The organism is Larkinella sp. C7, assembly GCF_006149005.1.
GTDB lineage: Bacteria > Bacteroidota > Bacteroidia > Cytophagales > Spirosomataceae > Larkinella.
Genome location: NZ_VBSL01000097.1, coordinates 1 through 585 on the forward strand (window position 1 = coordinate 1; position 585 = coordinate 585).

1 protein-coding gene is annotated in these 585 nt (G+C 38.8%); it reads left to right on the forward strand.

Annotated elements, in window-relative coordinates:
- Positions 1-585, forward strand: a 585-nt coding sequence (locus FH871_RS34520; RefSeq protein ID WP_212768331.1) for an ABC transporter permease, incomplete at both ends; no start/stop codon positions are given.

Below are 585 nucleotides of genomic sequence, written 5' to 3' on the forward strand. Positions count from 1 at the left end.
CATGATGTTACTCGCTTTCTCAGGGACACTGCTTTATAATACCGCCGGTAAGCCCGACAATTTTTTAAGAACCCTTTCAGAAGAGCTCCCTTCTGCTATTTTTACTGTAGACAAACCTCAAGAGTTACAAAATATAAAAAAGGAGCTTAAAAGCGACTCCAGAGTTAAACAAGTTTTAGACTATTCTACTCAGTCTGTCAATGGTCCTGATGGAGGTCTAACAGCATTTGTAACACCAGACTTCTCTAAGTTGACTAATGATATTATTTATAAAGGTAGAAACCCCTCGACCAGTGATGAGGTGGCAATTGGCAGTGCCTTAGCTCATCATTATAAAATTGGTGATTGGATTAGACTGGATAATAATGGCAGGTCTCACACCTATAAAGTTACAGGCTATGTCCAAAGTGTCAACAATCAAGGACAGGTTTGTGAATTGACGGCGGCAGGCTATCATAAGATTACTGAAACGAGACTGAATCATTTGAATGTTTATCTGAAGAAAGGAGCGTCTGTCAGGCGTTTCATAAAAGAATACAGGAAGAACCATTCGAATAGTTCTTTAAAGGTTACTAATTACGATCA